16 protein-coding genes and 1 tRNA gene are annotated in these 25,783 nt (G+C 65.7%); 7 read left to right on the forward strand and 10 right to left on the reverse strand.

The features are described from left to right. Positions 1–82: 82 nt before the first annotated feature. On the reverse strand, positions 83–1,231 hold the full coding sequence (pbpG, locus tag DIE08_RS21695) for a D-alanyl-D-alanine endopeptidase (protein ID WP_124903499.1): 1,149 nt from the start codon (positions 1,229–1,231) through the stop codon (positions 83–85). Between the two features lie 654 nt (positions 1,232–1,885). Here pbpG and DIE08_RS21700 point away from each other — a divergent pair. Further along, positions 1,886–2,452: a phasin family protein gene (locus DIE08_RS21700; RefSeq protein WP_059608412.1), complete on the forward strand. Its 567-nt coding sequence runs from the start codon at positions 1,886–1,888 to the stop codon at positions 2,450–2,452. A gap of 207 nt (positions 2,453–2,659) precedes the next feature. On the opposite strand, the gene lpdA is transcribed toward DIE08_RS21700, so the two are convergent. The 3 genes from lpdA to aceE form a co-directional block, all read right to left on the reverse strand. After that, complete coding sequence (lpdA, locus tag DIE08_RS21705) at positions 2,660–4,423, reverse strand: dihydrolipoyl dehydrogenase (RefSeq protein WP_124903501.1); 1,764 nt, start codon at positions 4,421–4,423, stop codon at positions 2,660–2,662. A 277-nt stretch (positions 4,424–4,700) separates the two neighbouring features. Continuing rightward, positions 4,701–6,347 carry a dihydrolipoyllysine-residue acetyltransferase gene (gene aceF / locus DIE08_RS21715; RefSeq protein WP_124903503.1) on the reverse strand — a complete coding sequence of 549 codons (1,647 nt, stop codon included), beginning with the start codon at positions 6,345–6,347 and terminating at the stop codon, positions 4,701–4,703. 70 nt (positions 6,348–6,417) lie between these two features. Continuing rightward, positions 6,418–9,114, reverse strand: coding sequence for a pyruvate dehydrogenase (acetyl-transferring), homodimeric type (gene aceE, locus DIE08_RS21720; RefSeq protein WP_124903505.1), 2,697 nt, complete (start codon positions 9,112–9,114; stop codon positions 6,418–6,420). A 273-nt stretch (positions 9,115–9,387) separates the two neighbouring features. Here aceE and fixL point away from each other — a divergent pair, with 273 nt between their 5' ends. The 4 genes from fixL (at position 9,388) to DIE08_RS21740 (ending at position 15,982) form a co-directional block, all read left to right on the forward strand. Further along, entirely contained in the window at positions 9,388–11,904 is a 2,517-nt protein-coding gene (gene fixL, locus DIE08_RS21725) for an oxygen sensor histidine kinase FixL (protein ID WP_124903507.1), read from the forward strand. Beyond that, complete coding sequence (gene fixJ, locus DIE08_RS21730; RefSeq protein ID WP_006493245.1) at positions 11,901–12,539, forward strand: oxygen response regulator transcription factor FixJ; 639 nt, start codon at positions 11,901–11,903, stop codon at positions 12,537–12,539. Before fixL ends, fixJ begins: the two co-directional genes overlap by 4 nt. A gap of 243 nt (positions 12,540–12,782) precedes the next feature. Next, a complete protein-coding gene (gene folD / locus DIE08_RS21735) occupies positions 12,783–13,640 on the forward strand; it encodes a bifunctional methylenetetrahydrofolate dehydrogenase/methenyltetrahydrofolate cyclohydrolase FolD (protein WP_124903509.1) in 858 nt (285 codons plus the stop codon). 254 nt (positions 13,641–13,894) lie between these two features. Next, a complete protein-coding gene (locus DIE08_RS21740) occupies positions 13,895–15,982 on the forward strand; it encodes a M3 family metallopeptidase (RefSeq protein ID WP_059608418.1) in 2,088 nt (695 codons plus the stop codon). A 63-nt stretch (positions 15,983–16,045) separates the two neighbouring features. Here DIE08_RS21740 and dinB read toward each other — a convergent pair whose 3' ends face one another. Beyond that, positions 16,046–17,251 (reverse strand): DNA polymerase IV, encoded by a 1,206-nt coding sequence (gene dinB, locus DIE08_RS21745; RefSeq protein WP_124903511.1) that lies wholly within the window; start codon positions 17,249–17,251, stop codon positions 16,046–16,048. A 166-nt stretch (positions 17,252–17,417) separates the two neighbouring features. On the opposite strand from dinB, the gene DIE08_RS21750 reads away from it, so the two are divergent. Then, positions 17,418–18,110, forward strand: coding sequence for an aspartate/glutamate racemase family protein (locus DIE08_RS21750; protein ID WP_124903513.1), 693 nt, complete (start codon positions 17,418–17,420; stop codon positions 18,108–18,110). Positions 18,111–18,192: 82 nt separating this feature from the next. Here DIE08_RS21750 and DIE08_RS21755 read toward each other — a convergent pair. After that, positions 18,193–18,269 (reverse strand) — tRNA-Met (locus tag DIE08_RS21755). A gap of 181 nt (positions 18,270–18,450) precedes the next feature. On the opposite strand from DIE08_RS21755, the gene xth reads away from it, so the two are divergent. Further along, on the forward strand, positions 18,451–19,227 hold the full coding sequence (xth, locus tag DIE08_RS21760) for an exodeoxyribonuclease III (protein WP_203249536.1): 777 nt from the start codon (positions 18,451–18,453) through the stop codon (positions 19,225–19,227). A gap of 26 nt (positions 19,228–19,253) precedes the next feature. On the opposite strand, the gene DIE08_RS21765 is transcribed toward xth, so the two are convergent. From DIE08_RS21765 to glnA, 4 genes are all read right to left on the reverse strand, one after another. Then, positions 19,254–21,380, reverse strand: coding sequence for a prolyl oligopeptidase family protein (locus DIE08_RS21765; protein ID WP_124903515.1), 2,127 nt, complete (start codon positions 21,378–21,380; stop codon positions 19,254–19,256). A 79-nt stretch (positions 21,381–21,459) separates the two neighbouring features. Continuing rightward, positions 21,460–22,989 carry a nitrogen regulation protein NR(I) gene (gene ntrC / locus DIE08_RS21770; RefSeq protein WP_124903517.1) on the reverse strand — a complete coding sequence of 510 codons (1,530 nt, stop codon included), beginning with the start codon at positions 22,987–22,989 and terminating at the stop codon, positions 21,460–21,462. A gap of 46 nt (positions 22,990–23,035) precedes the next feature. Continuing rightward, positions 23,036–24,178 (reverse strand): nitrogen regulation protein NR(II), encoded by a 1,143-nt coding sequence (gene glnL, locus DIE08_RS21775; RefSeq protein WP_059608424.1) that lies wholly within the window; start codon positions 24,176–24,178, stop codon positions 23,036–23,038. Positions 24,179–24,339: 161 nt separating this feature from the next. After that, on the reverse strand, positions 24,340–25,755 hold the full coding sequence (glnA, locus tag DIE08_RS21780) for a type I glutamate--ammonia ligase (RefSeq protein WP_059678739.1): 1,416 nt from the start codon (positions 25,753–25,755) through the stop codon (positions 24,340–24,342). Positions 25,756–25,783: the final 28 nt, after the last annotated feature.

The raw sequence follows: 25,783 nt of genomic DNA on the forward strand, positions 1-25,783 counted from the left end.
GGCGGCCGGACGAAAAAAAGCCCCGCGATTGCGGGGCTTTTTGTTTGCGGCGACGGCACGGCGGCAAACCGCCTTGGCGCGATCAGGTACCGCCGTTCGCCGTGTTGGCCGCCGTCAGGCGCTCGCCGCCGCCGGCGTCGAGCCAGTTGCGCAGGCGCGCCGCGTCGGCGAAGCGTGAGTACTTGCCGAACGAATCCAGCAACACCATCACCATCGGCCGGCTGTGGATAGTCGCCTGCATCACGAGACATTCGCCGGCCTCGTTGATGAAGCCCGTCTTCTGCAGGCCGATGTCCCACGAGCCGTTGCCGCGGATCAGCGCGTTCGTGCTGTTGTAGATCAGGTTGCGCTTGCCCGTATTGACTTCGTACGTGCGGTCGGTCGAGAACTGGCGAATCATCGGGTACTGGTACGCCGCATTGACCATCTTCACGAGGTCGCGCGCGCTCGACACGTTCGAGCTCGACAGGCCCGTCGAATTCTCGAAGTGCGTGTCGTTCATGCCGAGCGACTTCGCCTTCGCGTTCATCGCGGCGATGAACGCCGGACGGCCGCCCGCGTAGTAGCGCGACAGCGCGGCAGCGGCACGGTTTTCCGACGCCATCAGCGCGATGTGCAGCATGTCCTCGCGCGACAGGACCGAGCCGACCGACAGGCGCGAGCCCGTGCCTTTCTCGTAGTCGCGGTCTTCGTCGGTGACTTCGATCTGGTCGGTCATCGGCGACTTCGAGTCGAGCACGACCATCGCCGTCATCAGCTTCGAGATCGACGCAATCGGCACGACGGCGTGCGAATTCTTGTCGAACAGCGGCTCGCCGGTGTTCTGGTCGACGACGTACGCGACGCTCGAGCGCAGCGCGAGCGCGTCCGGCGTGTCGTGCAGGCCGAATGCCTGGCCGACCGTCGGGCGACGCGGCTGGAACGCGACCTTGCGCACCGCACCACGGTGGCCGTGTACGTTCGACGCGAGCGTCGCGCGCTTGCGCGTGGCCTTCGGCGCATCGGCCGCGACGTTGGCGGATTTCGCGGAGGCGGCCTTCACCGTCTTCTTCTTCGCCGAGGAAGTGGAAGCGGCTTTCTTGGCGGCCTGGTGGGTCTTCGCAGTGGCGGCAAAGGCGTCAGCGGGTGCGACGGACGCAGCGGTCGCCAGCAAGGCGACGGCGACCGACACAGCCGTGCCGAGCGTCATGCTCTGCAACAATCTGCGCGGTGAAAACGATTCGGCTTTCATTGGGGTCTGGACAAAGCGGGCGGGAGTTTCCGCAAGTGTAGTTAAAGCTGAAAAAAAGAGCAATATTAGGCACTTACCGATCGTCGTTAAACCGGAATGTAAGAGTTGACCAACGACGAGTCGATCAACCCTCCCGCTCCCATCGAAAAAATTGATGAGATGCGCTGCCCGACAGCACCCGCCTCCCGATTACCACGCGGTTAATTGAGATAACGTCACTTTGGCGACGAAATAAAGCGGGGAAAGTACGTACCCGGCGCTCGGTGTGCCAGCGGCACCGGTGTCGACCGCGGCGGCGGCACGTCGCCACGGCACGCGCATTGAAACGGCGCGCTTTTCGACAGGAGCAGAAGCATAACGTTCCACATGCCTGTCAGGTTTACCTGTGCATGATCATTGTGCGCCGCGCCTTCCCCAGCCAGGTGCGCACCATGTGGGAACACGCCTGAAACCGATTCCGAATCGTCATGATAACTCGTTGTTTTATCGATAATTTGTCGCGATTGTGCAACGCACAAAAAATACTTGACAAGCGTTTTCTCTGCCCTAAAATACGACTCATTGCTGCGTTGCACAAAGCACGCGGCTCCGAGGTTCCCCAGCGTAGTGCCCCTTACCCCTGCGATCGACGCGATCGCTTTTCAGGAGCTTGACATGTCCTTGCTGACCCCCGAGCAAATCGCCGCCGCACAGAAAGCCAACCTCGAAAGCCTGTTCGGTCTGACGACCAAGGCGTTCGAAGGCGTCGAAAAGCTGATCGAACTCAACCTGCAGGTCGTGAAGTCGTCGCTGGCGGAAAGCCAGGAAAACGCGCAGCGCCTGCTGTCGGTGAAGGACGCGCAGGAACTGATCGCGCTGCAAGCGAGCCTGTCGCAGCCGGTCGCGGAAAAGGTGCTCTCGTACAGCCGTCACCTGTATGAAATCGCCTCGTCGACGCAAGCCGAGTTCGCGAAGGTTGCCGAAGCGCAATTCGACGAGCAGAACAAGAAGGTCCAGGCACTCGTCGACAACGTCGCGAAGAACGCCCCGGCCGGTTCGGAAACGGCTGTCGCCGCACTGAAGTCGGCACTGAACGCAGCGAACACGACGTACGAAACGGTCCAGAAGGCTGCCAAGCAAGCCGTCGAGATCGCCGAAACGAACTTCAACGCGGCTGCCGCTGTCGCGACGAAGGCTGCGAGCGCTGCTGCATCGCGCCGTTCGAGCAAGCCGGCCGCGTAAGCGTCCCCTGCTCCTGAAAAAGCCGCGCAGTGCGCGGCTTTTTTCGTTTCCGGCGTCGGAACATCCGGTCATCCGGTCGTCGCAGTTGCGGTGGCGCATTTGCCGTCGGTTGCGGGCAAAAGAAAACGCCGCCGTCCGGATATCACGGGCGGCGGCGTTTTTCGTGGCCGGAACAAGGCCGACACAAGGCCGGCCATGCCGGTCGCGTTACTTCTTGCGTTGCGGCGGCAGGTCCGTGCAGACGCCTTCGTACAGCTCGGCGGCCATGCCGACCGATTCGCCGAGCGTCGGGTGCGGATGGATCGTCTTGCCGATGTCTTCCGCGTCCGCGCCCATCTCGACGGCGAGGCACACTTCGCTGATCAGGTCGCCCGCGTTCAGGCCGACGATGCCGCCGCCGATCACGCGATGGGTTTCCTCGTCGAAGATCAGCTTCGTGAAGCCTTCGTCGCGGCCGTTCGCGATCGCGCGACCCGATGCGGCCCACGGGAACACGGCCTTGCCGTACTTGATGCCTTCGGCCTTGCACTGGTCTTCCGTCTTGCCGGCCCAGGCCACCTCCGGATCCGTGTACGCCACCGACGGGATCTGCAGCGCATCGAAGTACGCCTTCTCGCCGTGCGCGGCTTCCGCTGCGACGTGGCCTTCATGCACGGCCTTGTGCGCGAGCATCGGCTGACCGACGATGTCGCCGATCGCGAAGATGTGCGGGACGTTCGTGCGCATCTGCTTGTCGACTTCGATGAAGCCGCGGTCGGTGACCGCGACGCCGGCCTTGTCGGCACCGATCTTCTTGCCGTTCGGGCTGCGGCCCACCGCGACGAGCACGAGGTCGTAGCGCTGCGCTTCCGCCGGCGCCTTCTCGCCCTCGAACTTGACGTAGATGCCGTCTTCCTTCGCTTCCGCGCCGACCGTCTTGGTCTTCAGCATCACGTTGCCGAAGCGCTTCGCGTTGTACTTTTCCCAGACCTTCACGAGATCGCGGTCCGCGCCCATCATCAGGCCGTCCATCATTTCGACCACATCGATCTCGGCGCCGAGCGTCGCGTACACCGTTGCCATTTCGAGGCCGATGATGCCGCCGCCGATCACGAGCATGCGCTTGGGCAGCTGGCGCAGTTCGAGCGCGCCCGTCGAATCGACGACGCGCGGGTCTTCCGGCATGAACGGCAGCTTCACTGCCTGCGAGCCGGCGGCGATGATCGCCTGCTTGAACTTGACGACCTTCTTGCCGTTTTCGCCCTGTACTTCCATGTGATACGGATCGACGAATGCGCCGACGCCCGTGACGACTTCGACCTTGCGCGCCTTCGCCATGCCGGCGAGGCCCGTCGTCAGCTTCTTGACGACGCCGCCCTTGAAGTCGCGCAGCTTGTCGAGATCGACCTCCGGCTTGCCGAACGTGATGCCGTGCGACGCCAGCGCCGCGGCTTCGTCGATGACGAGTGCCGTGTGCAGCAGCGCCTTCGACGGGATGCAACCGACGTTCAGGCACACGCCGCCGAGCGTCGAGTAGCGTTCGACCAGCACCGTCTTCATGCCGAGGTCGGCTGAGCGGAACGCGGCCGAGTAGCCGCCGGGGCCGGCGCCGAGCACGAGCATGTCGCACTCGATGTCGGCGGCACCTGCGTAGCTGCCGGCTTGCGGCGCGGGTGCAGGAGCGGCGGCGGGTGCAGCGGCCGGGGCTGCGGCCTTCGCGGGTTCGGCTGCTTTCGCGGGTGCGGCGGCGCCTGCCGCTGCTTCGACGATGGCGATGACCGTGCCTTGCGAGACTTTCTCGCCGGCCTTGACCTTGACTTCCTTGACCGTGCCGGCGACGTCGCTGGGCACTTCCATGGAGGCTTTGTCCGATTCGAGCGTGATGAGCGTTTGCTCTTTTTCGATCACGTCGCCCGGCTTCACGTTGACTTCGATGACATCGACGCCGCTGAAATCGCCGATATCCGGAACCTTGACTTCGATGAGACTCATTACTGTCCCCTTCTTGATTAGCTGCAGACAGAGAGGGAGCTGCTCGCGGAAGAACTACGGCCTGGCAAGAGAAGAGAACGCGCACATGGGCAGGACCACCTTTGCCGTCCGCCCAAGGACGCGCCTTTCTTTTGGTTACTTTTCTTTGGAAGACAAAGAAAAGTGACCGCCGCCCCGCGCAGGGGCGACGCTAGCAGACCGTCAAGAAAGCCAGTTCAACGACGAGGCATGGATAACCGACAAAAAACCCACGCCCCGCGAGCAAACTCCCCGCTCATCAAAGAATGATGCGACGGAAATCGGCAAGCAACGCACCGAGATACGCATTGAACCGCGCGGCTTCGGCGCCATCGATGACACGATGGTCATACGACAGCGACAGCGGCAGCGTCAGACGCGGCACGAATTGCTTGCCGTCCCACACCGGCTTCATCTGGCCGCGCGACAACCCGAGGATCGCGACTTCCGGCGCGTTGATGATCGGCGTGAAGTTGGTGCCGCCGATCCCGCCGAGCGACGAGATCGAGAAGCAGCCGCCCTGCATCTGGTCCGGCTTGAGCTTGCCGTCGCGCGCGGCCTTCGACAGCTCGGCCATTTCCTTCGCGATGTCGACGAGGCCCTTTTTGTCCGCGTCGCGGATCACCGGCACGACGAGACCGTTCGGCGTGTCCGCGGCGAAACCAATGTGGTAGTACTGCTTGAACACCAGGTTGTCGCCGTCGAGGCTGGCGTTGAAGGTCGGGAACTTCTTCAGCGCGGCGACGACCGCCTTGATCACGAATGCGAGCATCGTGAATTTCACACCGGCCTTCTCGTGCTCCTTGTTCAGTTGCACGCGCAGCGCTTCGAGCTCGGTGATGTCCGCTTCGTCGTTGTTCGTGACGTGCGGGATCATCACCCAGTTGCGATGCAGGTTCGCGCCCGAGATCTTCTTGATGCGCGACAGCGGCTTCGCCTCGAACGGGCCGAACTTCGAGAAGTCGACCTTCGGCCACGGCAGCAGGTTCAGCTCGCCGCCGCCTGCCGGCGCGGCTGCTGCGCCCGGCGCTGCGCGCTGGCCCGTCATCACACCCTTCACGAAGCCCGTGATGTCATCCTTCGTGATACGGCCCTTCGGACCGCTACCCTGCACGCGTGCGACTTCGACGCCGAGTTCGCGCGCGAACTTGCGCACGGACGGCGATGCGTGGCTCGCGCGATACTCGCCCGACGGTGCGGCGGCCGGCGCGGCAGCAGCCGGAGCCGGCGCAGCCTTCGCGGGTGCCGATGCGGCGGCGGGAGCCGGCTCGGCAGCGGCCGGTGCCGGTGCGCTCGCTTGCGGCGCGGCGGCAGGCGCTGCGCCGGCGGCGTCGAGCAGCACGATCAGCGTGCCTTCCGACACCGAATCGCCCACCTTGACCTTGATTTCCTTCACGACGCCGGCGGCCGGGCTCGGCACGTCCATCGTCGCCTTGTCCGATTCGAGCGTGACGAGCGACTGCTCCTTCTCGACCGTGTCGCCGACCTTCACGCCGATCTCGATCACCGGGACGTCCTTGTAGTCGCCGATGTCGGGTACCTTCACCTCGAGCGTGCCACCCGCAGCGGCGGGTGCGGCAGCCGACGCTGCTGCAGCCGGTGCCGGCGCTGCCGCCGGTGCGGGAGCTGCTGCCGGCGCGGCCGCGCCGTTCACCTGCGCCGCGGCGCCGCCTTCGAGCAGGATGATCAACGAGCCTTCCGACACGGAATCGCCCACTTTGATCTTCACTTCCTTGACCGTGCCGGCTGCCGGGCTCGGGACGTCCATCGTCGCCTTGTCCGATTCGAGCGTGACGAGCGACTGCTCGGGCTCGACCGTGTCGCCCACCTTCACGAGCACCTCGATGACGGGCACGTCCTTGTAATCGCCGATATCCGGCACCTTCACTTCGATCGCTTGACTCATCTTTTTGTGTCTCCATGGCCGCGCGCGCCCCTCCCGGAAGCGGCGCGCGGCATCACACGGCGCGTGTGCGTTAAACGGTCATCGGGTTGGGCTTCGACGGATCGAGGTTGTACTTGGCAATCGCATCCGCGACCACCTTGCGCTCGATCGTGCCTTCGTCGGCCAGTGCGTTCAGCGCGGCGACGGTGACCCAGTGACGGTCGACTTCGAAGAAGTGACGCAGCTTCTCGCGGGTGTCCGAACGACCGAAACCGTCCGTGCCCAGCACGACGAAGCGGCGATCGACCTGGCCGCGGATCTGGTCGACCAGCGCGCGCACGTAGTCGGTCGATGCGATGACCGGACCCTGCGTGTCCTTCAGGCACTTCTGCACGTGCGACAGGCGACGTTCCTCGGTCGGATGGAGCAGATTCCAGCGCTCGACTTCGTGACCTTCACGCGCGAGTTCGGTGAAGCTCGGCACGCTCCACAGGTCGGCCGCGATGCCCCAGTCGTTCTTCAGCAGGTCGGCGGCAGCGATCACTTCGTTGAAGATCGTGCCTGCGCCGAGCAGCTGCACGCGCGGCGCCTTCTGGTCGGCGTCGGCCTTCTTGAACGCGTACATGCCCTTGATGATGTCGGCCGCCACGTGCTCGCCCTGCGGAATCGCCGGGTGCTCGTAGTTCTCGTTCATCACCGTGATGTAGTAGTACACGTCTTCCTGGTCCTGCACCATGCGGCGCAGACCGTCCTGGATGATCACCGCGAGTTCGTAGCCGAACGTCGGGTCGTAGCTCACGCAGTTCGGCACCGATGCCGCCCACAGGAGCGAGTGACCGTCTTCGTGCTGCAGGCCTTCGCCGTTCAGCGTCGTGCGGCCCGCGGTGCCGCCGAGCAGGAAGCCGCGCGAGCGCATGTCGCCCGCCGCCCATGCCAGGTCGCCGATCCGCTGGAAGCCGAACATCGAATAGAAGATGTAGAACGGCACCATGATCTCGCCGTGCGTCGAATACGACGTCGCCGCCGCGATCCAGTCGCACATGCCGCCCGCTTCGTTGATGCCTTCCTGCAGGATCTGGCCGGTTTCCGATTCCTTGTAGAACATCAGCTGGTCGGAATCTTCCGGCACGTACTTCTGGCCTTCCTGGTTCCAGATACCGATCTGGCGGAACAGGCCTTCCATGCCGAACGTACGCGATTCGTCCGGGACGATCGGCACGACGCGCTTGCCCAGCGCCTTGTCCTTCAGCAGGATGTTCAGGATCCGCACGAACGCCATCGTCGTCGAGATCTCGCGGCCTTCGCCCGTGCCCTTCAGCAGCGGCTCGAATGCGTCGAGCGCCGGTACCGGCAGCGACGTCGCCTTCTCGCGGCGGTGCGGCAGGTAGCCGCCGAGGTCCATGCGCTTCTGGCGCATGTATTCGAGTTCCTTCGAGCCTTCCTCGAACTTCAGGTACGGCACGTCGGCGATCTGCTCGTCGGTGATCGGCAGGCGGAACTGGTCACGGAACTTCTTCAGTTGCTCGACCGGCAGCTTCTTCTGCTGGTGCGTGATGTTCATCGCCTGACCCGACTCGCCCATCCCGTAGCCCTTGATGGTCTTCGCGAGGATGACGGTCGGCGCGCCCTTCGTGTTGCTGGCTTCGTGGAACGCCGCGTAGATCTTGTGCGGATCGTGGCCGCCGCGGTTCAGCGCCCAGATGTCGTCGTCCGACCAGTCGGCGACCAGCGCCTTCAGCTCGGGCGAGTTGAAGAAGTGCTCGCGAACGTACGCGCCCGACTCCGACTTGTACGTCTGGTATTCACCGTCGACGCATTCCATCATGCGGCGCATCAGCGCGCCCGTCTTGTCGCGTGCGAACAGCGCATCCCAGCGGCTGCCCCAGATGACCTTGATCACGTTCCAGCCGGCGCCGCGGAATTCCGATTCCAGTTCCTGGATGATCTTGCCGTTGCCGCGCACCGGGCCATCGAGACGCTGCAGGTTGCAGTTGATCACGAACACGAGGTTGTCGAGCTTCTCGCGGCTCGCCATGCCGATCGCGCCGAGCGATTCCGGCTCGTCCGTCTCGCCGTCACCGAGGAACGCCCAGACCTTGCGGCCGGCGGTCTTCGCGATGCCGCGCGATTCCAGGTACTTCATGAAGCGCGCCTGGTAGATCGCCATGATCGGGCCGAGACCCATCGACACGGTCGGGAACTGCCAGAAGTCCGGCATCAGCCACGGGTGCGGGTACGACGAAATGCCGTTGCCGTCGACTTCCTGACGGAAGTTGTCGAGCTGCTCTTCCTTCAGGCGGCCGAGCAGGAACGCGCGCGAATACACGCCCGGCGACGAGTGACCCTGCACGAACACGAGATCGCCGCCGTGCTGGTCGGACGCCGCGTGCCAGAAGTGGTTGTAGCCGACGTCATAGAGCGTCGCGGCCGACGCGAACGATGCGATGTGACCGCCGACGTTCGTATCCTTGCCTGCGCGCAGCACCATCGCCAGCGCATTCCAGCGCGTGTACGAACGGATGCGGTGCTCGATATCCTGGTCGCCAGGAATCTTCGCCTGGGCTTCGACCGGGATCGTGTTGATATACGGGGTGTTGGCAGAGAACGGGAGGTGTTCGCCGTGCATGCGGGCGAATTCGATCTGCTTTTCGATCAGGTAGTGCGCGCGGCCAGTGCCCACGGAGGAGATCACGCCGTCGAGCGACTCGAGCCATTCAACGGTTTCTTGCGGGTCGTCGTCACGATCGGCGGCGACATATTTCATCACTTCGTTCGGTACAGCGGACATTCTCGTCTCCTGGGTCCTGGAATGTGAGGATCGCTCTTGTGCAGACGCCGCGACGCGGCTGGCTGCGGGCAAGCTCCGACGGATTGTAATGAGCGTGTACGACCACGCGCAACAAAATTTTCGAATTATGAGATCTTTTCTCGTAATGTGGAATATTGCTGCGCTGCACCCTCGCTTCGGGCCTCTCCGGCACGCGTCGCAAGGACAAATCCGTTTCCGTTCAACATATCCGGTATGGGTTTTCCATGTATTGCGCTGCGCTACAATCCTGCCATGTTGACCGATCGGCTTTTCGCACGCTCGGCGCGACCGTCGGGCCCGCCGGCGGAGTCGCAGCCGTCCCGCTGGCACCACGGACCGTGGTGGTCCAACTCCTATTTGCTGACGCCGCTGCTGTCGATCCTCGTGTTCCTCGTGGTGATGAGCCTGATTCTATGGAGCCTCAATCGCCGCGAACAGCAGCAGCAGGAAGACACCCTGTTCCGTAACGTCGCGTGGGCGCAGCAGCAGATCCGCCTGTCGATGACGGGCGCGCAGGAGCAGTTGCAGGCGCTGTCGCGCGATCTCGCGTCCGGCCGCCTCGACCAGAATGCATTCCAGATGGCCGTCGCGGACGTGATGCAGACGCATCCGGAAATCCTCTACCTGAACTGGTACACCGCGCCCGGCGTGCAGCGCTGGCCGACCGTGCACCCGCCGCTGCTCGGCCAGCGGCTCGCGAAGCCCGGCGACGCGCAGATGCAGGACGCCGTGCGCGGCGCGTACGACGAAGCGCGCAGCACGCGCCGCCAGGCCTATTCGCCGCTGATCTACGACGACTTCGGCAACGGCTTCATCACGCTGCAGACGCCCGTGATGCGCGGCGACCGCGAATATCTCGGCTCGATCGCCGCGGTATTCTCGGTCGAAGGGATCCTGAAGCACGACATCCCGCAGGAGCTGTCGTCGAAGTACAAGATCTCGATCACCGACTCGAACAACCGCGAGCTGTCGTCCACGTCGACGCGCCCGCGCCTGCCGCGCGACTCCCACTACGACCTGCCGCTCGATCCGCCCGGCCAGGGGCTCACCGTGCGCGTGTACGCATTCCCGCAGCTCACGAACCTGACCAACAATACGCTCGTGTGGCTCGTCGCGGGGTTGTCGTGCTTCGTGCTGTGGAGCCTCTGGAGCCTGTGGAAGCACACGCGCCAGCGCTTCGAGGCGCAGCAGGCGCTGTACGCGGAAGCGTTCTTCCGCCGCGCGATGGAAAACTCGGTGCTGATCGGCATGCGCGTGCTCGACATGCACGGCCGCATCACGCACGTGAACCCCGCGTTCTGCCGGATGACGGGCTGGGACGAAACCGACCTCGTCGGCAAGGTCGCGCCGTTCCCGTACTGGCCGCGCGACGCCTACCCGGAAATGCAGCGCCAGCTCGACATGACCCTGCGTGGCAAGGCACCGAGCTCGGGCTTCGAGTTGCGCGTGCGGCGCAAGAACGGCACGCTGTTCCATGCGCGCCTCTACGTGTCGCCGCTGATCGACAGCTCGGGCCGCCAGACCGGCTGGATGTCGTCGATGACCGACATCACCGAGCCGAAGCGCGCACGCGAGGAACTCGCGGCCGCGCACGAGCGCTTCACGACGGTGCTCGAAAGCCTCGACGCCGCCGTGTCGGTGCTCGCCGCCGACGAAGCCGAGCTGCTGTTCGCGAACCGCTACTACCGCCACCTGTTCGGCATCCGTCCGGACGGCCACCTCGAGCTGTCCGGCGGCGGCTTCGACCGCGCGCAGGCGTCATCCGACTCGATCGACATGGTCGACGCGTTCGCGGGCCTGCCGGCCGCCGCGCTGACGAGCAGCACGGCCGATGCGCAGGAGGTGTACGTCGAGAGCATCCAGAAGTGGTTCGAGGTGCGCCGCCAGTACATCCAGTGGGTGGACGGCCACCTCGCGCAGATGCAGATCGCGACCGACATCACGACCCGCAAGAAGGCGCAGGAACTCGCGCACCAGCAGGAAGAGAAGCTGCAGTTCACGAGCCGATTGATGACGATGGGTGAAATGGCGTCGTCGATTGCACACGAATTGAATCAGCCGCTCGCCGCGATCAACAACTACTGCTCGGGCACGCTCGCGCTCGTCAAGAGCGGCCGCGGCACGCCCGAGACGCTGCAGCCCGCGCTGGAAAAGACCGCGCAGCAGGCGCTGCGCGCGGGGATGATCGTCAAGCGGATCCGCGAATTCGTGAAGCGCAGCGAGCCGAAGCGCCAGCCGGCGCGCGTCGCGGACATCGTCGCCGACGCCGTCGGGCTCGCCGAAATCGAGGCCAGGAAGCGCAGAATCCGGATCGTCACGGAAATCCTCGCAAGAATGCCTATTATTTATGTCGACCCCGTGCTGATCGAGCAGGTGCTGATGAACCTGCTGAAGAACGCGGCCGAGGCGATGGCCGACGTGAAGCCGGCGTCGGCGGACGGCGTGATCCGCGTCGTCGCCGACATCGATGCGGGTTTCGTCGACATCCGTGTGATCGACCAGGGCCCGGGCGTCGACGAAGCGACCGCCGAGCGCCTGTTCGAACCGTTTTACAGCACCAAGTCCGATGGCATGGGCATGGGGCTGAACATCTGCCGTTCGATCATCGAATCGCATCGGGGGCGTCTGTGGGTGGTCAACAACGTCGAGCCGGATGGCCGCATTTCCGGCGCGACATTCCACTGCAGCCTGCCCATTGGGGAACCCGCTGATCTCGGCCAAGGGGGGCGCGAGGCATCGGCATCACATACCGTTACGGGAGAACTATGAATAGCCCTGTCACCACCACTCAGGAAACTGTCTTCGTCGTCGACGACGACGAAGCCGTACGGGACTCGCTGCGCTGGCTGCTGGAGGCGAACGGCTATCGCGTGCAATGCTTCTCGAGCGCGGAGCAGTTCCTCGATGCCTATCAGCCGGCGCAGCAGGCCGGCCAGATCGCCTGCCTGATCCTCGACGTGCGGATGTCGGGCATGAGCGGCCTCGAGCTGCAGGAGCGCCTGATCGCGGACAACGCCGCGCTGCCGATCATCTTCGTCACGGGCCACGGCGACGTGCCGATGGCGGTGTCGACGATGAAAAAGGGTGCGATGGACTTTATCGAGAAACCGTTCGACGAGGCCGAGCTGCGCAAGCTCGTCGAGCGGATGCTCGACAAGGCCCGAAGCGAAAGCAAGAGCGTCCAGGAACAGCGCGCCGCGAGCGAGCGTCTGTCGAAGCTGACCGCGCGCGAGCAGCAGGTGCTCGAGCGGATCATCGCCGGCCGGCTGAACAAGCAGATCGCCGACGATCTCGGGATCAGCATCAAGACGGTCGAAGCCCACCGCGCGAACATCATGGAAAAGCTCAACGTCAACACGGTCGCCGACCTGCTGCGCCTCGCCCTGTCGAAGAAGCAGGCCTGAACGTTGCGCGGCCGCGGGGCACCTGCCCCGCCGGCCGCCCCACCGCACGACTGCGCCGCGCGATGCGGCCCGCTCGCACGGCACGTGCCCGGCGCCGCCTCCCGGGGCGCCGGCACTGCCGCCATGACGCTTTCCTTGTATTCGCTGTCGGACGACGGCAGGCGACCGGTATAATTGCGTGCTTTGCTGCGGCGTTTCGTGCGCCGCACGCCCGCATTCCAACTTCCCGGCAAAACCACCACCATGACAGCCCTCCTCATCGACGGCAACGCCCTTTCGAAGACCTTGCGCGCACAGGCCGCCGAACGCGCCGCCGCCCTGACCGCACGCGGCCACCAGCCTGGTCTCGCGGTGATCCTCGTCGGCGCGAACCCCGCGAGCGAAGTCTACGTGCGCAACAAGATCAAGGCGTGCGAGGACAACGGTTTCTTCTCGCAGAAGGATGCGTACCCGGACACCCTGTCGGAAGCCGACCTGCTCGCGCGCATCGACGAACTGAACCGCGACCCGAAGATCCACGGCATCCTGGTCCAGCTGCCGCTACCGAAACACATCGACAGCCACAAGGTGATCGAGGCGATCGCGCCGGAGAAGGACGTCGACGGCTTCCATGTCGCGAACGCCGGTGCGCTGATGACGGGCAAGCCGCTGTTCCGCCCGTGCACGCCCTACGGCGTGATGAAGATGTTCGAGGCGCATGACATCCCGCTGCAGGGCGCGAACGCGGTCGTGATCGGCCGCTCGAACATCGTCGGCAAGCCGATGGCGATGCTGCTGCTCGAAGCCGGCGCGACCGTGACGATCTGCCACAGCAAGACGCGCGACCTCGCCGCGCACACGCGCCAGGCCGACGTCGTGGTCGCCGCGGTCGGCAAGCGCAACATCCTGACCGCCGACATGGTCAAGCCCGGCGCGACGGTGATCGACGTCGGCATGAACCGCGACGATGCGGGCAAGCTGTGTGGCGACGTCGACTTCGCCGGTGTGAAGGAAGTTGCCGGTCACATCACGCCGGTGCCGGGCGGTGTCGGCCCGATGACCATCACGATGCTGCTGATCAACACGATCGAAGCCGCCGAGCGCGCTGCCGCGGCCGCCTGAGCGCCGCCCGATTGCTCTGCCCGCCCAGCCGGCGCGCATTCGCGCGCCGGCGTCTCGCCGGTCGTCCGCTGTGGCCGCGCCGTCGCACTGAATCCCCCTGTATCCGACCCCGTACCGAGCGCATCCAATCGCGTCGTTAGAAACTAACGATTGGAAAGCGCGCGATGCGCCCCAATAATGTCGGTATCGGGCGCCGCCGCATCGCGCCTCACCCTTTTCACCCCGGTTCATCCGGCAACAGACAGGGAGTCTTAATGTCCGCCAGCGCCAACACCAATCCGCTCCTCGATTTCTCCGGCCTGCCCCGCTTCGGCGAGATTCGTCCGGAACACGTGACGCCCGCGCTCGACACGCTGCTCGATGCCGCCAACCGCGCGGTCGACACCGCGAGCGCGCCAGCGACGCCGGCGACATGGGCCGCGATCGTCGAGACGGTCGAGCAGGCGACGGAGCCGCTCGGGCGTGCATGGGGCGTCGTCGGCCACCTGAACGCGGTCGCCGATACGCCGGAGCTGCGCGCCGCCTACGGCGAAAACCTGCCGCGCGTGACAGAGTTCTGGTCGAGCGTCGGCCAGAACCTCGCGCTGTACGAGAAGTACAAGGCGATCGCCGCGAGCGCCGAATACGCGACGCTGTCCGCCGAGCGCAAGAAGATCCTCGACAACGCGCTGCGCGATTTCCGCCTGTCGGGCGCCGAGTTGCCCGAGGACCAGAAGCCGCGCTTCGCGGAACTGCAGGAGCAGCAGGCCGCGCTGTCGAAGGCGTTCTCCGATCACGTGCTCGACGCAACCAACGCGTATGCGTATTTCGCGCACGACGAAGCCGAGCTGGCCGGCCTGCCGGGCGACGCGATCGAAGCGGCCCGCGAAGCCGCGCAGAAGGAAGGCAAGGAAGGCTGGAAGTTCACGCTGCACTTCCCGTCCTACTTCCCGGTACTGCAGTACGCCGAGAACCGCGCGATGCGCGAGACGCTGTACCGCGCGTATGCAACCCGCGCATCAGAACTCGGCCCGCAGTACGGCGGCGGCAAGGCCGAGTGGGACAACACGGCGATCGTCGCCGACGAACTGAAGCTGCGCCGCGAAGAAGCGCAGATGCTCGGCTACCGCAACTTCGCCGAAGTGTCGCTCGCGCCGAAGATGGCCGAATCGCCACAGCAGGTGATCGCGTTCCTCGAGGATCTCGCGACGCGCGCGCGACCGCACGCTGACAAGGACTGGGACGAACTGCGCGCGTTCGCCGCGAAGGAACTCGGTCTGGCCGAGCTCGCGCCGTGGGACGTCGCGTTCTCGGCCGAGCGGCTGCGCCAGCAGCGCTACGCGTTCTCGGAAAACGAGGTCAAGCAGTACTTCCCGGAACCGGCCGTGCTGAAGGGCCTGTTCACCGTCACCGAAACGCTGTTCGGCGTGCGGATCAAGCCGGACGACGCACCGGTGTGGCACAAGGACGTGCGCTTCTTCCGCGTGGAGAACCGCGACGGCTCGCTCGTCGCGCAGTTCTATCTCGACCTGTATGCACGCGAAGGCAAGCGCGGCGGCGCGTGGATGGACGATGCGCGTGCGCGCGCGAAGCGCGGCAACGCCGTGCAGACGCCGGTCGCGTACCTGACCTGCAACTTCTCGGCGCCGGTCGGCGGCAAGCCGGCATGCTTCACGCACGACGAAGTCATCACGCTGTTCCATGAATTCGGCCACGGGCTGCATCACATGCTCACGCGCGTCGACGAGCTCGGCGTGTCGGGCATCAACGGCGTCGAATGGGATGCGGTCGAGCTGCCGTCGCAATTCATGGAAAACTTCTGCTGGGAATGGGACGTGCTGTCGTCGATGTCGTCGCACGTCGATACGGGCGCCGCGCTGCCGCGCGAGCTGTTCGACAAGATGATCGCCGCGAAGAACTTCCAGAGCGGTCTCGGCACGCTCCGCCAGATCGTGTTCTCGATGTTTGACATGCTGCTGCACGTCGACTTCGACCCGGCCGGCACGACCGGCGTGAACGCGTTCGCGCGCGAGATCAACGAGCGTTACCACGTGATTCCGCAGGCGGCGTTCTCGCGCTGGCCGAACACGTTCAGCCACATCTTCGCGGGCGGCTATGCGGCCGGCTATTACAGCTACAAGTGGGCCGAGGTGCTGTCGGCCGACGCGTACGCGGCGTTCGAGGAAGCGGCTGCCGCGAGCGGCAGCGTGCTCGACGCGGCGACCGGCACGCGCTATCGCCGCGAGATCCTCGAAGTCGGCGGCAGCCGGCCGGCGATGGATTCGTTCAAGGCGTTCCGCGGCCGCGAGCCGGAAATCGACGCGCTGCTGCGCCACAACGGGATGGCTTCCCCCGCGCACTGAGCATGCCCTGCCCGGCTCGTCCGCCTGCATCGAAAGGCACCGCTTCGGCGGTGCCTTTTTTCATCATGGTGCCGGCGTTTCGCCGCCTGCTTCGTCCGTGTTGTCGGTGTTGAGGTCGGCCTCGTCGTCGAACAGCGAAAACTGCCCGTGACGCTCGGCCGTGTCCTCGTCGATGCGCACGCCGACGCCGAGCAGCCGCACCGCCTGCGCGCGCCGCTGCAGCCCCTTCGCGAGCAGCGTGACGGCCGTCTGCGCATTCGTCGCGTCGGCCACGCACTCGACCGTCGTGCGCTGGAAATCCGCGAAGCGGATCTTCACGTACAGCTTGCGGATCGTGCGGGCCGCGCCCGCGCGCGCGATCCGCGCGTCGAGTTGCACGACCAGGCGACGAATCTCGTCCGCGCATTGCTCGAGCGTCGTCAGGTCGGTCACGTAGGTCGTCTCGACGCTGACCGACTTGCGCTCCTGGTCGGCCTGCACGGGCCGCTCGTCGATTCCGCGCGCGAGCTGATACAGCCGCCGGCCGAATGCGCCAAACTCGCGATGCAGATCGATCAGCGACCAGTCGCGCAGCTGAGCGCAGGTCTGGATGCCGAGCCGGTCGAGCCGCGTGGCCGTCACCTGCCCGACGCCGTGCAGCTTGCGCACCGACAACGCCGCGACGAATGCATCGACCTCATGCGGACGCACGACGAACAGGCCGTCGGGCTTGTTCCAGTCGGACGCGATCTTCGCGATGAACTTGTTCGGCGCGACGCCCGCCGACACCGTCACGCCGACCGTGTCGTACACGCGCCGGCGAATCTCCCGTGCAATCAGCGTCGCGCTGCCCTGGCACAGTTCGGAACCGCTGACGTCGAGGTACGCCTCGTCGAGCGACAGCGGCTCGACGTCACGCGTGTAGTCGCGATAGATCGCCATGATCTGTCGCGACGCCGCGCGGTACTTGTCCATCGCGGACGGCAGGATCAGCAGGTCCGGGCACTTTCGCATCGCCAGCGCCGACGACATCGCCGAATGCACGCCATAGCGCCGCGCCTCGTAGTTGCAGGTCGCGATCACGCCGCGCTGGTCGGGCCGGCCGCCGACCGCGAGCGGCCGGTTGCGCAGCGACGGGTCGTCGCGCATCTCGACCGACGCGTAAAAGCAGTCGCAGTCGCAATGGATGATCTTGCGCACGCGTGACGGTGCGTCGCCGGGTGGCGGCACGCGCGGATCGGCAGGCGGGATGATGGTCGGATTCACGGTGCCAATACTGTACAAAAACACAGTGCCCGTTTCAACTGTCGCGTGATGTCGCGTTCGGTCGCCTCCGCGCAGTTCCGGCACGTTCCGGCGGCACCGTACCGGTCCGCTTCGCGCGGATCGTACCGCCGCGCGCAAGGACCGCCCCCTATACTCGTCTGCCACAGTTCAAGAAACGCACGGGTGACGGATGAAGACGATCGGACTGATCGGCGGGATGAGCTGGGAATCGTCGGCGGAGTACTACCGGATGATCAATCGCCATTCGAAGGCGCTGCACGGCGGCCATCACAATGCGAAGAGCGTGCTGGTCACGGTGGATTTCGCGGAGATCGAAGCATTGCAGCGCGCGCAGGACTGGGCCGCGCTCGGTGAACGGATGGCCGATGCCGCGCGCCGGCTCGAAGCGGCCGGCGCCGATCTCGTCGTGCTGACGACCAACACGATGCACCGCGTGCACGACGCGATCGAGGCTGCGGTGGCGCTGCCATTCCTGCACATCGCCGATCCGACCGGCACCGCACTGCGAGCAGCTGGCGTCGAGCGCGTCGCGCTGCTCGGCACGCGCTACACGATGGAACTGCCGTTCTATACGGAGCGTCTGCGCGACAAATTCGGCCTCGACGTGCTGGTGCCGGACGAATCCGCGCGTAGCGACGTGCACCGGATCATCTACGACGAGCTGTGTCATGGCGTCATCGATGCCGAGTCGCGCGCGACCTACGTAGCGATCATCGACGAACTGGCGAAACGCGGCGCGCAGGCGGTGATACTCGGCTGTACGGAAATCACGCTGCTGATCGGCGCAGACGATTCGCCGCTGCCGGTGTTTGATACGACCGCGCTGCATGCGAAGGCGGCGGTCGAGTGGGCGGCGAGCTGAAAACAAAAAACCCGGCACGAGGCCGGGTTCCTGTCGACGAAGCGCGCATCGGTCACTTGCGCTGCACATCGTCTGGTGTGCTTGGTTGCGGGGGTAGGATTTGAACCTACGACCTTCGGGTTATGAGCCCGACGAGCTGCCAGACTGCTCCACCCCGCGTCAGAGAAATAAATTATAGGGTGATGAAGTACTCACGTCAACACTTTTGTCACAATTTCTTTGCAGGTCGTCGATCACGCGATGCATCACCCCTGCTTCGCGCCGCGTGTCGCGCGCGTTCGCGCCCCTTGCTCGCGGTAAGATGGCGGCCTTCGCATTCACCCCGCATGCATTCCCGTTCATGAAAATCGCCACCTGGAACGTCAACTCGCTCAACGTCCGCAAGCAGCACGTGCTCGACTGGCTCGCGCAAAGCGGAACCGACGTGCTGTGCCTGCAGGAACTGAAGCTGCCCGACGAGAAGTATCCGCGCGCCGATCTCGAGGCTGCCGGCTACCGCAGCTGGTTCGCGGGCCAGAAGACCTACAACGGCGTCGCGATCCTCGTGCGCGACACGCTCGCCGTCGACGAATCGGACGTCGTGCGCAACATCCCCGGCTTCGACGATCCGCAGCAGCGCGTGATCGCCGTGACGGTCGACGGTGTGCGCATCGTGTCCGCCTATTTCCCGAACGGCCAGGCGCCCGACTCCGACAAGTTCGTCTACAAGATGCAGTGGCTCGACGCGCTGCATGCGTGGCTGGCCACCGAGATGCAGCGCTACCCGAAGCTCGCGCTGCTCGGCGACTACAACATCGCGCCGGAAGACCGCGACGTGCACGACCCGGCGAAATGGGAAGGCCAGAACCTCGTGTCGCCGCAGGAGCGCGCGCACTTCGCGAAGCTGATCGAACTCGGCTTCGTCGATGCATTCCGCCGTTTCGAGCAGCCGGAGAAGACCTTCACGTGGTGGGACTACCGGATGTTCGCGTTCCGCCGCAACGCGGGGCTGCGCATCGACCACGTCCTGCTGTCGCCGGCGCTCGCCGCCACCTGCACGTCGTGCGAAGTCGACCGCGTGCCGCGCACGTGGGACCAGCCGTCCGACCACACACCCGTCGTCGCGATCGTCGGCTGAGCCCCTGCCCACTCTCACGCGCGCGCTCAATCGCGCGCGGGCGCGGGCCCGAGATGGGCCCATAGGAAACCGAACTCCGCCGCATCCGATTCGGCGCGCTCCAGATCGTCGGCACTGCCGTGGCCGCCGTCGGTGTTCTCCCAGTACCACACCCGTTCGTGGCCGAGCGCATGCATGCGCGCGGCCATCTTGCGCGCATGCGCCGGATGCACGCGGTCGTCGCGCGTCGACGTCGTCAGCAGCAGCGGCGGATACACGACACCTTCGCGCACGCGGTGATACGGCGAGTACGCGGCGAGCGCCGCGCCCTCGCGCGAATCGTCCGGATCGCCATACTCGTCGAGCCATGCGGCGCCCGCGTGCAGCTTCGGATAGCGCCGCATGTCGAGCAGCGGCACGCGGCACAGCACCGCGCCGAACAGTTCCGGACGCTGCACCATGCAGGCGCCCACCAGCAGCCCGCCGTTGCTGCCGCCCTCGATGCCGAGTTGCGGGGCCGTCGTCACGCCGGTGCGGATCAGGTCCTCGGCCACCGCGATGAAGTCGTCGAACGAGCGCTGCCGATGTTCGCGCTGCGCATCGACGTGCCAGCCCGGCCCGAATTCGCCGCCACCACGGATGTGCGCGAACGCCGCGACACCGCCGCGTTCGAGCCACGCAATGCCGAGTGCATCGCTGTAGCCGGGCAGGTTCGGAATCGCGAAGCCGCCATAGCCTGACAGCAGGCACGGGCGCGCGACGCGGGCGCTGCCGTCGGCGCGATCCGTCGCATCGCGCGCATCGAGCGCGTCACGCGGCCCGATCAGCGTGTACGGCACCATCGTGCCGTCGCGCGAACGGGCATTCGCGCGACGCACGACGAGCCCGGCCGCATCGAACCGCACCGGCGGCCGATCGAGCAGCACGCGGCGCGACGGCGCATCGGCCGCGCGATCGGCCAGGTCGGCGAGCCAGCATTCGGGCGGATCGAGATAGGTATCGACGTCCACGTACACATCGTCGTTCAGCGTCGACTCGACCGGCTCGACGTCGATCTGCGCATCGCCCGGCCAGTCGAACGGCCGCGCGTCCCACGTCCACGCGCCGTCCTCGCCCTGGCGCGGCTGCCACAGCATCGTGCGGTTGTGCACGTCGTCGAGCCAGCTCGCGATCAGCATCGTGCGCGTGTGCGTCCACGTGCAGGCGGACGTCGACGGCCGCGGCGCGAACAGCGTCGTGAGCTCGCGCGACCCTGCCAGGAACGCCTGCTCGCGGATCGCGAGCAGCGAGCCGCCCGCGTGATGCACGCCGCCGCAGTCCCAGTCGAGCCGCGGCTCCAGCATGAGCCAGCCTTCCCAGAAGCCGACCTCGACATGCGTCGGCACGTCGTAGCGCGCCCACTCGCCCGCGTCGGTCAGCCAGTACGCGTGTGCGTCGAAGAAGTCCACGCTGCGCCACGCGACGTGACGGCCATCGATCGGGTCGAACCACGCGCCGGCGCTGATGTCGTCGGGTTCGCCGCGAAATACGACCGGCGCATCGGCGAGCGGCGTGCCGCGTACCCAGCGGCGCGCTTCGTACGGATAGCCGGCCGCGGTCGCATGCGCTTCGCCGCGATCCCAGCTCACGTAGACGGTATCGCGGTCGATCCAGCCGACCGTGTGATGCCCCGGCTCGTCGATCGTGAAACCGCCGTCGACGAAACGACGCTGCACGAGATCGAACTCGCGCACGACGACGGCGTCGGCACCGCCCGGCGACAGCGACAGCAGCGCGCGGTCACCGTCGGGATACAGGATTGCGTCCTGCTCGAACACCCACGACTCGCCCTCTTGCGCGCCGAGCGCGTCGACGTCGAGGAGCGTTTCCCACTCGGGCCGGCCGGCGCGCCAGTCGTCCCAGCGCGCGCGGCGCCACAGTCCCTTCGGATGGAGATCGTCCTGCCACAGGTCGTACGCCCAGTCGCGCCAGCGGGTCGGAATCACCGGGCGTTCGCGCGGCAGATACGCTTGCGCGAGCCGCGCGGTGAGCGCGCGATACGCATCGTCGTCGCGCAGCGCGATACGCGTGCGCGCGTTCTGCTCGTCGACCCACGCGCGGGCGCGCTTGCTGTCGAGCGCTTCGAGAAAACGGAAGGGATCGGCCCCGGCGGGCCAGCGGAAGGAATCGGACATGACGGAACGCACCTGACGGCAAACCGCGATTATGTCCGATCGCGGCATGCGCGACACCCGCGCATGCCGCGATAGAGGCTTACGGCTCCAGATGCAGTTCCTGGATCTTGCGCGTGATGGTGTTGCGGCCGATGCCGAGCCGCTCCGCCGCCTCGACCTTGCGGCCGCGCGTGAAGTCGAGCGCCTCGCGAATCACGGCCGCCTCGAAGCGGCGCGCGAGCTCGTCCATCACGTCGGACGAATTCTCGCGCAGCAGCCGCGCGACTTCGGTGCGCAGCCCGCTTTCCCACATCGGATAGCCGGCCGGCGCACCGTTCGGTGCGGCCGCGACGGGCGCCGCCGTCAACGGCACGCCACCCGCCGCCAGCTGCGCGCGCGCCGCGTCGCCCGCAACGCCGCCGCTCACGCCGCCGGGCGCATCCGCGCCATCGGCCATCGCGGTCACCGTTGCGCCTGCCGGCACGAGGTCGGGCGGCAAGTCCTTGATCTCGACCGTCTGCGCCGGCGCCATCACGGTCAGCCAGTTCGCGAGGTTCTCGAGCTGCCGCACATTGCCGGGAAACGGCAACGACGTCAGATACGCGAGCGCTTCGTCCGACACGCGCTTCGGCTCGACGCCGAGATCGCGCGCGCTCTTCTGCAGGAAGTGGCGCGTGAGGAGCGCGATGTCCTCGCTGCGTTCGCGCAGCGGCGGCAGCCGCAGCCGAATCACGTTGAGCCGGTGGTAAAGGTCCTCGCGGAACAGCCCCTGCCGCACGCGCGCCTCCAGATTCTGATGCGTCGCGGCGATCACGCGCACGTTCGCGCGCAGCGGGTTGTGGCCGCCGACGCGATAGAACTGGCCATCCGACAGCACGCGCAACAGGCGAGTCTGCAGATCGAACGGCATGTCGCCGATTTCGTCGAGGAACAGCGTGCCGTTCTCGGCCTGCTCGAAGCGGCCCTGGCGCGTCGTCTGCGCGCCGGTGAACGCGCCGCGCTCATGGCCGAACAGTTCGGACTCCAGCAGGTCCTTCGGAATCGCCGCGGTGTTCAGTGCGATGAACGGGCCGTTCGCCCGCGGGCTGTGACGGTGCAGCGCCCGCGCGACGAGTTCCTTGCCGGTGCCCGATTCGCCGGTGATCAGCACGGTCGCGGCCGAATGCGACAGGCGGCCGATCGCGCGAAACATGTCCTGCATCGCGGGTGCCTGGCCGAGCATCTCGGGCGCCTCGGCGACGCGCTCGTCCTGCGGCGCACCGCCGCGCAGGCTCTCCTCGACCGCGCGGCGAATCAGCTCGACGGCCTTGTCGACGTCGAACGGCTTCGCGAGATATTCGAACGCGCCGCCCTGGAACGCCGCGACGGCGCTGTCGAGATCGGAGAACGCCGTCATGATGATGACGGGCAGGCCCGGCAAGCGCTCGTGCATCGCCTGCAACAACTCGAGGCCGGAGCCGCCCGGCATCCGGATGTCGGACACGAGCACCTGCGGCGTCTCGTGGTCGAGCGCGGCCAGCGCGTCGCGCACGTTCGCGAAGCTCTTCGTCGCGAAGCTGTCGCGGGCGAGTGCCTTTTCGAGCACCCAGCGGATCGATTGGTCGTCGTCTACTATCCAGATCGGCTTCATAGGTCGGTCAGGTATGGGTGAATCCGGTGAATCGCCATGCCGTCGCTCAGTGATCGAGCGGCAGCAGGATCTGAAATTCGGTACGGCCGGGCCGGCTCTCGACCTCGATCATCCCGTCGTGCTGCTGCACGAAGGTCTGCGCGAGCGTGAGACCGAGGCCGCTGCCGTCGTCGCGCCCGGACACGAGCGGGTAGAAGATCCGATCGCGGATCTCCTCCGGAATGCCGGGCCCGTTGTCGACCACGTGCAAGTCCAGTGCCAGCTTGTACAGGCGCTTCGCGATCGTCACCTTGCGCGCGACGCGCGTGCGCAGCTCGATCTTCGCGTCGCCCTGCGCGATCCGTTCGCGCAGCGCCTGCGCGGCGTTGCGCACGATGTTCAGCAGCGCCTGGATCAACTGCTCCTTGTCGCCGCGCAGGTCCGGCACGCTCACGTCGTAATCGCGCTCGATGGAGAGCCCGCGCGGAAATTCCGCGAGCATCACCGCGCGCACGCGTTCGCACACTTCATGAATGTTGACGTCGCCGACGATGTGCGGATGCCGATGCGGCTCCAGCAACCGGTCGACGAGCGTCTGCAGGCGGTCGGACTCCTTGATGATCACCTGCGTGTATTCGCGCAACTCGCCGCGCTCGCGCTCGCTCAGTTCGAATTCGAGCAGCTGGGCTGCGCCGCGAATGCCGCCGAGCGGGTTCTTGATTTCATGCGCGAGGTTGCGGATCAGTTGCTTGTTGACCGCGGTCAGGTCGTGGATGCGTTCCTCGCGATCGGTGCGCGACTGCCGTTCGTTCTCGAACAGCTCGACGAGTACGAAATCGGGCGCGGTCTCGAGGAAGCCGACGATCGCATGCACGTGCAGCGGTTCTCGGCCGGGCCGATCGAGCACGGTATCGAGATGCGTCGCGTGAAAGCGCTCCTCGCCGATCGCGGTGATCGTCGACGCGAGCTCGTTCGCGTTCGGGAAAATCTCGCCCCACGGCCGCTGCGCGAGCTGCCGGCGCGAGATGTCGAGCATCGCCTCCGCGGATGGGTTCGCGTACGCGACCCGCAGCGTCTTGCGGTCGAGCACGATCACGACCGTCGGCAGCGCTTCCAGCCCCGCAAGCAGGCCCGAGCGCGTGAGCCGCTCGTCTTCCGTCAGTCGCTCGGGCTGCCCCGTCTTCGCCTTGATCAGATTCTTCAGAGCCATCGTGCGTGTCGTCGCGCCTCACCGGGTCGAAAAATGGAAATGCTCGGAACAAAAAAGGGACGGCTGGACGCCGTCCCCTTTCAGACTCCGCGGTTCCCGCCGCAAGCCGCGCGACGGGAACGAACCGGCATGACGGCGCTGAATCGAAGCGCCATCGCCGATTACAGCGAGTAGTACATCTCGAACTCGATCGGATGCGTCGTCATGCGGAACTTCGCCAGCTCCTGCTCCTTCAGCGCGAGGTATGCATCGATCATGCCGTCGGTGAACACGCCACCGCGCGTCAGGAACTCGCGATCCTTGTCGAGCGCTTCCAGTGCCTGGTCGAGGCCTGCGCAGACGGTCGGGATCTTTGCATCCTCTTCCGGCGGCAGGTCGTACAGGTTCTTGTCCGCGGCTTCGCCCGGGTGGATCTTGTTCTGGATCCCGTCGAGGCCGGCCATCATCAGTGCCGTGAAGCACAGGTACGGGTTCGCCATCGGATCCGGGAAGCGCGTTTCGATACGGCGGCCCTTCGGGTTCGACACGTGCGGAATGCGGATCGATGCCGAACGGTTACGCGCCGAGTAAGCGAGCTTGACCGGTGCTTCGAAGTGCGGGACCAGACGCTTGTACGAGTTCGTCGTCGGGTTCGTGATCGCGTTCAGTGCACGGGCGTGCTTGATGATGCCGCCGATGTAGAACAGCGCCAGTTCCGACAGGCCGGCATAGCCGTTGCCTGCGAACAGGTTCTGACCGTCCTTCCAGATCGACTGGTGAACGTGCATGCCCGAACCGTTGTCGCCGACGACCGGCTTCGGCATGAACGTCGCCGTCTTGCCGTACGAGTGCGCGACGTTATGGATGATGTACTTCGACCATTGCGTCCAGTCGGCGCGCTGCACCAGCGTCGAGAACTTCGTGCCGATTTCGTTCTGGCCCTGGCCCGCCACTTCGTGGTGGTGCACTTCGACCGGGATGCCGAGCTGTTCGAGCAGCAGGCACATTTCCGAACGCATGTCCTGGAACGTGTCGACCGGCGCGACCGGGAAGTAGCCGCCCTTCGTGCCCGGACGGTGGCCCGTGTTGCCGCCTTCGAATTCCTTGCCTGCCGACCACGGTGCTTCTTCCGAGTTGATCTTCACGAAGCAGCCCGACATGTCCGTGTTCCACTGGACCGAGTCGAAAATGAAGAATTCCGGTTCCGGACCGAAGTAGGCCGTGTCGCCGATGCCCGTGCTCTTCAGGTACGCTTCGCCGCGCTTCGCGAGCGAACGCGGATCGCGCTCATAGCCCTTGCCGTCGGCCGGCTCGACCACGTCGCAGGTCAGCACGAGGGTCGACTCTTCGTAGAACGGGTCGATGAACGCAGCGCTCGGGTCCGGCATGAGCAGCATGTCCGACGCCTCGATGCCCTTCCAGCCGGCGATCGACGAGCCGTCGAATGCATGACCGCTTTCGAACTTGTCTTCGTCAAACGCCGAAACCGGCACCGACACGTGCTGTTCCTTGCCGCGCGTATCCGTGAAGCGGAAATCGACGAACTTGACGTCCTCGTCCTTCACGAGCTGCATGACGTCGGCGACGGTTTTACTCATAACCTCTTCTCCTGATTGAACAATTCCG

It is taken from the genome of Burkholderia sp. Bp9004 (assembly GCF_003858025.1).
GTDB lineage: Bacteria > Pseudomonadota > Gammaproteobacteria > Burkholderiales > Burkholderiaceae > Burkholderia > Burkholderia diffusa.

Coding starts and splice junctions, on each gene's coding strand:
- DIE08_RS21740 (WP_059608418.1), top strand. CDS start 13,895: ATGTCCGCCAGCGCCAACACCAATCCGCTCCTCGATTTCTCCGGCCTG.
- pbpG (WP_124903499.1), bottom strand. CDS start 1,231: ATGAAAGCCGAATCGTTTTCACCGCGCAGATTGTTGCAGAGCATGACG.
- DIE08_RS21765 (WP_124903515.1), bottom strand. CDS start 21,380: ATGTCCGATTCCTTCCGCTGGCCCGCCGGGGCCGATCCCTTCCGTTTT.
- fixL (WP_124903507.1), top strand. CDS start 9,388: ATGTTGACCGATCGGCTTTTCGCACGCTCGGCGCGACCGTCGGGCCCG.
- aceF (WP_124903503.1), bottom strand. CDS start 6,347: ATGAGTCAAGCGATCGAAGTGAAGGTGCCGGATATCGGCGATTACAAG.
- xth (WP_203249536.1), top strand. CDS start 18,451: ATGAAAATCGCCACCTGGAACGTCAACTCGCTCAACGTCCGCAAGCAG.
- fixJ (WP_006493245.1), top strand. CDS start 11,901: ATGAATAGCCCTGTCACCACCACTCAGGAAACTGTCTTCGTCGTCGAC.
- glnL (WP_059608424.1), bottom strand. CDS start 24,178: ATGGCTCTGAAGAATCTGATCAAGGCGAAGACGGGGCAGCCCGAGCGA.
- aceE (WP_124903505.1), bottom strand. CDS start 9,114: ATGTCCGCTGTACCGAACGAAGTGATGAAATATGTCGCCGCCGATCGT.
- folD (WP_124903509.1), top strand. CDS start 12,783: ATGACAGCCCTCCTCATCGACGGCAACGCCCTTTCGAAGACCTTGCGC.
- DIE08_RS21750 (WP_124903513.1), top strand. CDS start 17,418: ATGAAGACGATCGGACTGATCGGCGGGATGAGCTGGGAATCGTCGGCG.
- lpdA (WP_124903501.1), bottom strand. CDS start 4,423: ATGAGTCTCATCGAAGTCAAGGTTCCGGATATCGGCGATTTCAGCGGC.
- DIE08_RS21700 (WP_059608412.1), top strand. CDS start 1,886: ATGTCCTTGCTGACCCCCGAGCAAATCGCCGCCGCACAGAAAGCCAAC.
- ntrC (WP_124903517.1), bottom strand. CDS start 22,989: ATGAAGCCGATCTGGATAGTAGACGACGACCAATCGATCCGCTGGGTG.
- glnA (WP_059678739.1), bottom strand. CDS start 25,755: ATGAGTAAAACCGTCGCCGACGTCATGCAGCTCGTGAAGGACGAGGAC.